Source organism: Nocardioides islandensis, assembly GCF_015352455.1.
GTDB classification, from domain to species: Bacteria; Actinomycetota; Actinomycetes; order Propionibacteriales; family Nocardioidaceae; genus Nocardioides; species Nocardioides islandensis.
In genome coordinates this window covers 132,886-141,527 of record NZ_JADKPN010000015.1, presented here as the reverse complement: position 1 = coordinate 141,527, position 8,642 = coordinate 132,886, and the positions used below count along the sequence as shown (strand labels likewise).

Here is an 8,642-nt window from a genome sequence, read left to right as displayed (position 1 = left end):
ACCCGGCCTGGCTCCACTTCTACAATCACCACCGCGGACACACCTCGCTCAAGGGCAAGTCACCCATCGACCTCGTGCCCAACGTGCCCGGACAGAACACCTAGGGCCACGCCCTTATACCTGCTTGCGCACCACCCAGCGGTGCTTGCCGACCTTGACCACCCGCTCGAAGCCGAGCTTGTCGTACGTCGACAGCGCACCGTGGTACAGGAAGCCGGCGGCCACGTCGGCGGCGTCCTCGGGATAGCCCTCGACCAGGCCACCACCCAGGTCGCGGATCAGGTCCACGGCCCCGGCGATGGCCGCGCTGTTGACGCCCTGCCGCCGGTGGCCCTTGCCGGCGTAGCAGCAGCCGATCCGCCAGTCGGGCAGATCGCGTCCCTTCTCGGCGGCCGGGCGGTTCTTGATCCGCGCCACCTCGGTCGGTGGGCCGAACTGCGCCCAGCCCACGCACTCCTCGCCGTCGAAGACCAGCGCGGCGTGCGTCGTACCGGCGCGCACCATCTCGTGCTTGCGCTCCCGGTTGCCCTCGGCGCTGTCGGTGAAGCCGTCGGGGTGCATGCCGACGCACCAGCAGCCGCCGAAGATCCCGCCGTTGGCCTCGACCAGCGCCGCGAACGCCGGCCACGTGGACTCGTCGAGCGGCCGCACCTCGAACGTCACGACCCGGCTCCCGTCACCTCGTCCAGCTCGACCAGGTCCTCGGGGGTGGGCTGCCACCGCAGCGCCGCGGCGTTCGCGCGCACCTGGTCGCCGCGCGTGACGCCGGAGATGACCGAGGCCACCGCGGGTTGGGCGGCCAGCCCGGCGATCGCGACGTCGAGCAGCGACAGGTCACGCTTCTCGGCGTACGCCGCCAGCGCCTCGATCCGGTCCCAGTCGGCCTCCGCCAGCCAGCGCGACCGCGTCGGGTCGAGCGCCGCGCGGGAGCCGGCGGGCGCCTCCTCGCCGCGGTGGTACTTGCCGGTCAGCAGGCCGTACTCCAGCGGGAAGTAGGGCAGCAGCCCCAGACCGAACGCCTCGCAGGCGGGGACGACCTCCTCCTCGGCGGCGCGGTCGAGCAGCGAGTAGCGGTTCTGGACCGAGACGAACCGTTCGTACCCCGCCGTCCGCGCCGTCCAGTCCGCGTCGGCGACCTGCCAGCCCGCGAAGTTCGAGCACCCGACGTACCTGACCTTGCCGGACGTCACCAGCGAGTCCAGGGCCGAGAGCGTCTCCTCGTGCGGCGTGACGTCGTCGGGGACGTGGTACTGGTACAGGTCGATGTGGTCGGTGCGCAGCCGGTGCAGGCTGCCCTCGACCGCCTCCACGACGTACCACCGCGAGCCGCCCGGCCCGCGGTCCCGCGCGACCTGCCCGCCGCCGAACTTCGTCGCGACCACGAACTCGTCGCGCTGCCCCTCCAGCGCGAGCCCGATCATCTCCTCGCTCGCGCCGTGCGTGGCGCCGTACACGTCCGCGGTGTCGATCAGCGTCACGCCGACGTCGCGCGCGGCCGCCATGATCCCGGCCACCCCGTCCTGGTCGACGCGCCGCGAGAACGCGTTGGTGCCGATGCCGACCACGCTGACGCGCAGCCCCGAGTCGCCGAGCTGGCGGTAGGTCATCTCCGTCACGCCAGCGAGCCTAGGACGGCACGCCCACCCGCTGGTCGAGGGCCGGTGCGACGATGACGGCGTGAAGATCCTGTCCATCCAGTCGTCGGTCGCCTACGGCCACGTGGGCAACTCCGCGGCGGTCTTCCCGCTGCAGCGGCTGGGGCACGAGGTCTGGCCGGTGTACACCGTGCACTTCAGCAACCACACCGGGTACGGCGCGTGGCGCGGCCCCCTGCTCGCCGCCGAGGACGTCCGGGACGTGATCACCGGCATCGAGGAGCGCGGGGCGCTGGAGCAGGTCGACGTGGTGCTGTCGGGGTACCAGGGCGGCGAGGAGATCGGGGACGTCATCCTGGACGCCGTCGCCCGGGTGAAGAGGGCCAACCCCGCCGCGACGTACACGTGCGACCCCGTCATGGGCAACGCGAAGTCCGGCTGCTTCGTGCACCCGGCGATCCCGGTGCTGCTGCGCGAGCGCGTGGTCCCGCAGGCCGACCTGATCACGCCCAACCAGTTCGAGCTCGGCTTCCTCACCGGGACCGAGCCGACCGACCTCGAGTCCACGCTCGCGTCCGTCGACGCCGCGCGGGCGATGGGACCGTCGAGCGTGCTGGTGACGAGCGTCGAGCGCCCGGACGCCGAGGAGGACACCCTCGAGATGCTCGCCGTCACACCGGACGGCGCCTGGCTGGTGGCCACGCCACGCATCCCGATGAAGGCCAACGGCTCCGGCGACGTGACCGCGGCCCTGTTCACGGGGCACTACCGCAGCACCGGCGACGCCGCCGACGCCCTCGCCCGCACGACCTCCAGCGTCTGGGACCTGCTGCGCACCACGCACGAGTCCGGCGAGCGCGAGCTGCAGCTGGTGCAGTCGCAGGAGTACTACGCGCACCCGCGGATGCAGTTCGAGGTCACCCGGGTCCGGTGACTACGATGGCTCGGCCCGACACGCCGCGTTAGCTCAGTGGTAGAGCACCCGCCTTGTAAGCGGACGGTCGTCAGTTCAATCCTGACACGCGGCTCTGCGCAGAACTTGAACCTCGATCGAGGTTGAGCAATTCTCGGGCGCATGAACGACCTGACCATCGGCGAGCTGGCGGAACGCTCGGGCGTGGCTCCGTCGGCACTGCGCTTCTACGAGGAGCGCGGCCTGATCGCCTCACGGCGTACGACGGGCAACCAGCGCCGCTACCCGCGAGCGACGCTGCGCCGGGTGGCGTTCATCCGGACCGCCCAGCGGGTCGGACTGACGCTCGAGGAGGTCTCGGACGCGCTGGCCACGCTCCCGGAGGGCCGCACGCCCACGAAGGCCGACTGGGCACGGCTGAGCCGGTCCTGGCGGCCCCGGCTCGACGAGCAGATCCGCCGCATCGAGCTGCTGCGCGACCGGCTGGACGGCTGCATCGGGTGCGGCTGCCTCAGCCTGCGGACGTGCTCGCTGGTCAACCCGGGTGACTGGCTGGCGCAGGACGGTCCGGGCCCGGTGCGGCTGCGCCCCTAACCGCGAGCGCGGGCGATGCGGATCGACTCGACGAGCTGCTCGAACTCCCGGGAGCCCATCTGGCCGATCGAGCGCGGCGGCAGCGGGAGACCGGCGTTCTGGCAGGTGACCGCGACCTTCGCGGCGGCGAAGTCCTCGGCGGCCTTCCGCTCCGGCCCGCGGCTGAAGAAGCCGTACGTGCGCAAGGTGTCCCGGAGCTCGCGCAGCTCGTGGACGATCTCCTCGGTCTCGGCGGCGCGCGCCACCGGGCCGAGCTGGGCCCGGTCGTGCAGGATCCGCTCGGTGCTCGCCTCGTGGTCGGACACCCGCGCGGGCACGTGGACCGTCTGCAGCCAGGGGCCGACGTCGTGGGTGCCGACCACCACGGGGACCGTGAGGGCCAGACCGCGGTCGTCGAGGTCACGCACGACGGCCTGCTGGAAGCGCAGGTGCAGCCACCACCAGCCGAGGTACTCCGCCACCGCCTCGTTCGACAAGGGGGCTCTCGAGCTGGGGTGCCACGGCTCGGCGCTGGCGTGCCGGAGCAGCGCGCCGTTCAGCGCCCGGGCGCCGGTCACGGTCAGGTGCGCGCTCTCCTCGCCGATCGCCTGCCCGGCCCACGGCGACGGGTAGGTCTCGCTGAGGTCGAGCAGGTCCTGCCGGCGGCTCTCGGAGAAGGGGTAGACCTCGTCGGTGTACGCCGCGAACTCGACCACCGGCTCCTTGTCCCACCAGGCCTGGCCCTGGCTGTCGCTGTAGTTCGAGAGGTCCAGGCCGATCGCGGTGACCTGGTGGCCCCGGCGGCGCAGGTCGACCAGGTCGGCGTCCACCTCGTCCCAGCCGGTGAGCACGACGTTGCCGTCCTGCACGCCGCGGCACGCGGTCGCGATCTGGCCGGGGTACGACGTGAGGTGCTCGACCAGCAGCTTCTCGACCTGCTCGAACTCCCGGCGGCGCAGCAGCACGGCCATCTCCGTGCCGACCGTCCGACGGCCGGCCGTCGAGGACAGCAGCCCAGCGAGGTTGCCAGGGGGGTCGTCGGCCATGTCCCGGAATGTAGGTCAGCGGGGCTGTCCGGCGCGCGATTTCGGCCGGAGTTCCGCTGGTCGGTCTGCCTGGACCCGACCAGGACTAGGGGCGCCAGTCGTCGAACGGCGCCCACCAGCGCCGGTCGGCGTCGAGCAGCGCGGTGACCTCCGCGGCCGCGTGCAGCACGCCGACGACCTGCTCCCCGGTCATCCGCCCGGACCGGACCAGCTCCGACAGGTGATCGACGTCCTTCCACTCTCGCCGGCCGTCCGGGTGAACGATCAGGTCGAGACCGTGGTCGTCGGTGTCGAACGAGCCGTCGTGACGGGCCACCGGAGCCTCGAAGTTGACGTACCAGTAGCGGAACACTCCGGCGTCGAAGAACAGCCACACGGCGTACGCCGCACCCTCGCGGTGCACCTGGAGGACCGTGGTGCCGCCCCACGCCTCGTGCGCGGCCCAGGGGTGCACCGAGAAGGGGTGGTCGAAGAACGTGAACCGGGCGCCCGGGTCGATCCGGACCGCGAGGACGTCCCCGTCGTCGGCGACCACGGTGACCGGGCTCTCGAGCCAGGGCAGCCCGTGCAGCACCTCGCGGCGGACGATCGGGTCCCCGGGACGGTACGGCACGAGGGGCGAGACTATCCGGCTGACGGCGCGCCATTTCACTACGGTGGCGACATGGCGGCTCCCCACGCTCTCCGGATCGTCGCCAGCCGTCCCGACCCGGCGATCGTCACGCTGCCGTGGTCGCTGCCGCTCGAGGAGTGGACCGAGCACGTCGTCCCCCTCCCCCGTGGACTCTCGCGGCACGTGGTCCGCATCGTGCGCCTCGGCACCCGCACGTACGCCGTCAAGGAGACCGTCGAGGAGATCGCGTTCCGCGAGTACCGGCTGCTGCGCGACCTCCAGCGCATCCCGCTGCCGGCCGTCGTTCCCCAGGGCGTGGTCACCGGCCGCGTCGACGCCGACGGCGAGCCGCTGCCGTCGGCCCTGCTCACCGAGCACCTGAGCTACTCCCTGCCGTACCGCAGCCTGTTCGCCCACGGCCTCCAGGCCGACAACCTGCCGTCGCTGATCGACGCGCTCGTCGTGCTGCTGGTCCGGCTGCACCTGGGCGGCTTCTACTGGGGTGACGTCTCGCTGTCCAACGTGCTGTTCCGGCGCGCGGCCGGCGGCTTCTCGGCGTACCTGGTCGACGCCGAGACCGGCGAGATCCGCGACACCCTCTCGGCGCCGATGCGGGAGTACGACGTGCGAGTCGGCTGCGAGAACGTCTTCGCCGAGCTGCTCGACCTCCAGGCCAGCAGCTCGCTCAACCCGGAGTTCGACGTCTTCGACATCGCCGAGCTGATCGAGCGGCGTTACCACGAGCTGTGGGACGAGCTCACCAAGGAGGAGGAGTTCCGGGTCGAGGAGATGTGGCGGATCCAGAGCCGGATCGAGCGCCTCAACGACCTCGGCTTCGACGTCGAGGAGATCGACATCGTCACCGACTTCGACGGCGACCGGGTGCGGATCCAGCCGAAGGTCGTGGAGCTCGGGCACCACCAGCGCGAGCTGCAGGCGCTCACCGGCCTGCACGTCGAGGACGCCCAGGCCCGGCGCCTGCTCAACGACATCGCGGCCTACACCGCGCACTTCGACCTCGGCCGCGAGTCGCGCGAGCTGATCGCCGGCCGCTGGCTCGGCGAGATCTTCGAGCCGATCATGGAGATGGTGCCGCCCGAGGCGCGCGGCAAGCTCGAGCCGGCCGAGATCTTCCACGAGATCCTCGTCCACCGCTGGTACCTCTCCGAGCAGCGCGGTCGCGAGGTCTCCATCTTCGAGACCGCCCGGGACTACATCGACAACGTGCTGCGCCACAAGCCCGACGAGCTGGTCACCCCCGCCGCCGGCCCCGCCCCGGACACCTCCGAGATCCCGGTCGTCCCGGACGAGGACGAGGAGGAGCTGCCGCCCATCGGTGGCTGAGGTGCGAGGAGCGCCAGCGACGAGCCTCGAGACCACCTAGCTCGGGCCGCCTGATCTCTCGCCGCACGCCGAGTGTTCGTTCCTCACACTCGACTGCTCGGCACAAACCCGAAGGGAAGCTCCAGGCGGTGCGACTTCATCAGGGCCTCGTCCCCGAGGATCTCGGCGGTGTTCCCGTCGGCGGCGACGACGCCGTCGGAGAGGATGACCGACCGCGGGCAGAGCTCGAGGGCGTACGGCAGGTCGTGGGTCACCAGCAGCACGGTGACGTCGAGCGAGCGGATGATGTCGGCCAGCTCGCGCCGCGACGCGGGGTCGAGGTTCGAGGACGGCTCGTCGAGCACCAGGATCTCCGGCTCCATCGCCAGCACGGTCGCGACGGCGACACGACGCCGCTGGCCGAACGAGAGGTGGTGCGGCGGCCGGTCGGCGTACTCGGCCATCCCGACCGCCTCGAGGGCTGCGAACACGCGGGCCTCGAGCTCGGGTCCGCGCAGGCCCAGGTTCATCGGGCCGAACGCGACGTCCTCGCGTACCGAGCCCATGAACAGCTGGTCGTCGGGGTCCTGGAAGACGATGCCGACCCGGCGGCGGATCTCGAGGAGGTTCGCCTTGGTGACCGGGAGGCCCGAGACGGCGACCGTGCCGAGGCCGGGCATCAGGATGCCGTTGAGGTGCAGCACCAGTGTGGTCTTGCCGGCGCCGTTGGGGCCGAGCAGCGCGACCCGCTCGCCCTGGTGCACGTGGAGGTCGACGCCGTGGAGGGCCTGGTGGCCGTCGGGGTAGGCGAACGCCACGCCCTGGAGGTCGAGGACCGGGATCATCGGGGCATCCGCCCGTCGTACCCGCGCGACAGCATCGCCAGGTGCACCCGCTCGCCGCGCTCGTAGGAGCGGATGAACAGCACGCCGGCGGACTTCGCGATCACCGGCCAGTGGCGCGGGTTGCGCGCCGAGAACCCCCGAGACTCCCGCGCCACGTGCATGCGTCGCAGCTCGTCGGTGACCACGTCGAGGTAGCGGACCATGAAGCCCATGATCTGCACGAGCAACGTGGGCACGCGCAGCCGCTCGAGCCCCGTGAGCAGGGCGCGCGGTTCGGTGGTGGCGGCGAGGAGCAGGCTGGCCGTCACGCCGAGCGTGCCCTTGGCGAGCAGGGACCAGGCGCCGAGCAGCCCGTGCTCGCTCACCGACAGGCCGAGGACCTCGGTGCGCGGACCGGTGGCGACGAACGGCAGCAGGAGCGCGAACACCACGAACGGCACCTCGACGACCATCCGCTTCGCGAGGTACGTCGGAGGCACCCGGCTGGTGGCGACCAGGAGCAGCAGCAGCGCGAGGTAGCCGGCGAAGACGGGGTACCACTCGCGGGGCGTCGCCACCACGGTGAGCATGAAGACGACCAGCGCCACCAGCTTCACGTGCGCGGGCAGACGGTGCAGCCAGGAGTGGCCGTGGAAGTGCAGCGTGTGGCCGTGCGGCGCGCCCATCAGACGGACTCGGGCTCGCGCTCGGGCTCGGAGTCCTCCGTCGCGCGACGGCGCCGCAGGAGGTGGACCGCGACGGCGACGATCGCCAGGACGACCACGGCGCCGACCAGGCCCGACATCCCGCCGTAGGCGACGAGGCCGTCGTGCTGCTTCCCGGCTCCGGCGAAGCCGTGGTCCTCCGAGACCTTGGTCAGTCCGTCGGGTTCGGAGGAGGCGAAACGGCTGACGACCCCGGCCAGGACCAGCGCCACGGCGAGCCCGCCCAGGACGACGGCCCGCGTGGAGACCCGGCCCCTCATCGGACGGACTCCCTGATCTGGAGCGTGCGCGCGGCCAGCACCCGGCGGGCGCCGTACACGAGGTCCGGCCGCACCGCGACGATGCTGCCGACGGCGAGGAACGTGATGGCCGCCTCGCCGATGCCGATGAGCGTGTGCACGCCGACCATCGCGGTGGTCAGCTGGCCCAGGGGGATGTCGACGGTGCCGCCGGCGGCGTACAGGGCGACGAACACCATCGAGGCGACCGGCACGGACACGAGCGCGGCGGCCGCCGCCGCGGGCGCGACCATCGAGACCCTCTTCGGCAGCACCGCCTGGGCGCCGCGGAACACCGCCCAGCCGACGACGACGGTGACGATGCCCATCAGGGAGATGTTGGTGCCCAGTGCCGTGATGCCGCCGTCGGCGAAGAGCAGGCACTGGACCAGGAACACGACCGCCATGCAGAGCAGGCCCGTGGACGGGCCGACCAGGACCGCCGCGAGGGCTCCGCCCAGCAGGTGTCCGCTCGTGCCGGAGGCGACCGGGAAGTTGAGCATCTGGGTGGCGAAGACGAACGTCGCGACCAGGCCGGCCAGCGGTGCGGTGCGGTCGTCGAGCTCGCGGCGGGCGCCGCGCAGCGCGATCCCGATGCCGACCGCCGCGACCACCCCGGTCGCCACGGACGTCGGCGCGTCAAGGAACCCGTCGGGCACGTGCACGTTGCGTCCCTCCCCTTATTTGTCCGGCCGCTCTCGACCCTAGGGACGAGCCGGTCGTTGTTGCAAGTCGTTCGCAACAAGGATTCG

11 protein-coding genes, 1 tRNA gene and 1 pseudogene are annotated in these 8,642 nt (G+C 71.8%); 5 read left to right on the top strand and 8 right to left on the bottom strand.

The features are described from left to right. A pseudogene (locus ISU07_RS24265) lies at window positions 1-104 on the top strand (IS481 family transposase); the annotation flags it as partial. Between the two features lie 10 nt (window positions 105-114). Here ISU07_RS24265 and ISU07_RS20380 read toward each other — a convergent pair. Continuing rightward, window positions 115-663 (bottom strand): GNAT family N-acetyltransferase, encoded by a 549-nt coding sequence (locus ISU07_RS20380; protein ID WP_194708666.1) that lies wholly within the window; start codon window positions 661-663, stop codon window positions 115-117. Continuing rightward, window positions 660-1,607, bottom strand: a complete 948-nt coding sequence (locus ISU07_RS20375) for an aldo/keto reductase (protein ID WP_194708680.1) — start codon at window positions 1,605-1,607, stop codon at window positions 660-662. Before ISU07_RS20375 ends, ISU07_RS20380 begins: the two co-directional genes overlap by 4 nt. Before the next feature lie 70 nt (window positions 1,608-1,677). Between ISU07_RS20375 and pdxY the strand changes: the two genes are divergently transcribed. From pdxY to soxR, 3 genes are all read left to right on the top strand, one after another. After that, the gene (pdxY, locus tag ISU07_RS20370) at window positions 1,678-2,529 is read left to right on the top strand and encodes a pyridoxal kinase PdxY (RefSeq protein ID WP_194708665.1); all 852 of its coding nucleotides are present in this window, start codon (window positions 1,678-1,680) and stop codon (window positions 2,527-2,529) included. Between the two features lie 22 nt (window positions 2,530-2,551). Beyond that, window positions 2,552-2,623, top strand: a tRNA-Thr gene (locus ISU07_RS20365). A 47-nt stretch (window positions 2,624-2,670) separates the two neighbouring features. Continuing rightward, on the top strand, window positions 2,671-3,102 hold the full coding sequence (gene soxR / locus ISU07_RS20360) for a redox-sensitive transcriptional activator SoxR (protein WP_194708664.1): 432 nt from the start codon (window positions 2,671-2,673) through the stop codon (window positions 3,100-3,102). Here soxR and ISU07_RS20355 read toward each other — a convergent pair. Together ISU07_RS20355 and ISU07_RS20350 are read right to left on the bottom strand one after the other, a co-directional pair. Further along, complete coding sequence (locus ISU07_RS20355) at window positions 3,099-4,127, bottom strand: hypothetical protein (protein ID WP_194708663.1); 1,029 nt, start codon at window positions 4,125-4,127, stop codon at window positions 3,099-3,101. The two genes, soxR and ISU07_RS20355, sit on opposite strands and share 4 nt — an antisense overlap. Before the next feature lie 85 nt (window positions 4,128-4,212). Beyond that, window positions 4,213-4,740: a DUF402 domain-containing protein gene (locus ISU07_RS20350; RefSeq protein WP_194708662.1), complete on the bottom strand. Its 528-nt coding sequence runs from the start codon at window positions 4,738-4,740 to the stop codon at window positions 4,213-4,215. Window positions 4,741-4,791: 51 nt separating this feature from the next. On the opposite strand from ISU07_RS20350, the gene ISU07_RS20345 reads away from it, so the two are divergent. Further along, a complete protein-coding gene (locus ISU07_RS20345; RefSeq protein ID WP_194708661.1) occupies window positions 4,792-6,084 on the top strand; it encodes a DUF4032 domain-containing protein in 1,293 nt (430 codons plus the stop codon). Window positions 6,085-6,167: 83 nt separating this feature from the next. Here ISU07_RS20345 and ISU07_RS20340 read toward each other — a convergent pair whose 3' ends face one another. Genes ISU07_RS20340 through ISU07_RS20330 form a run of 4 tightly spaced genes read right to left on the bottom strand, consistent with a single transcriptional unit; the run spans window position 6,168 to window position 8,555 of the window. Next, window positions 6,168-6,908 (bottom strand): energy-coupling factor ABC transporter ATP-binding protein, encoded by a 741-nt coding sequence (locus ISU07_RS20340; RefSeq protein ID WP_194708660.1) that lies wholly within the window; start codon window positions 6,906-6,908, stop codon window positions 6,168-6,170. After that, the gene (gene cbiQ, locus ISU07_RS20335; RefSeq protein WP_194708659.1) at window positions 6,905-7,573 is read right to left on the bottom strand and encodes a cobalt ECF transporter T component CbiQ; all 669 of its coding nucleotides are present in this window, start codon (window positions 7,571-7,573) and stop codon (window positions 6,905-6,907) included. The genes ISU07_RS20340 and cbiQ overlap by 4 nt, the downstream gene beginning before the upstream one ends. After that, window positions 7,573-7,872, bottom strand: a complete 300-nt coding sequence (locus tag ISU07_RS24260; RefSeq protein ID WP_228522263.1) for a PDGLE domain-containing protein — start codon at window positions 7,870-7,872, stop codon at window positions 7,573-7,575. The genes cbiQ and ISU07_RS24260 overlap by 1 nt, the downstream gene beginning before the upstream one ends. Further along, window positions 7,869-8,555 carry an energy-coupling factor ABC transporter permease gene (locus ISU07_RS20330; RefSeq protein ID WP_323742732.1) on the bottom strand — a complete coding sequence of 229 codons (687 nt, stop codon included), beginning with the start codon at window positions 8,553-8,555 and terminating at the stop codon, window positions 7,869-7,871. The genes ISU07_RS24260 and ISU07_RS20330 overlap by 4 nt, the downstream gene beginning before the upstream one ends. Window positions 8,556-8,642 lie beyond the last annotated feature (87 nt).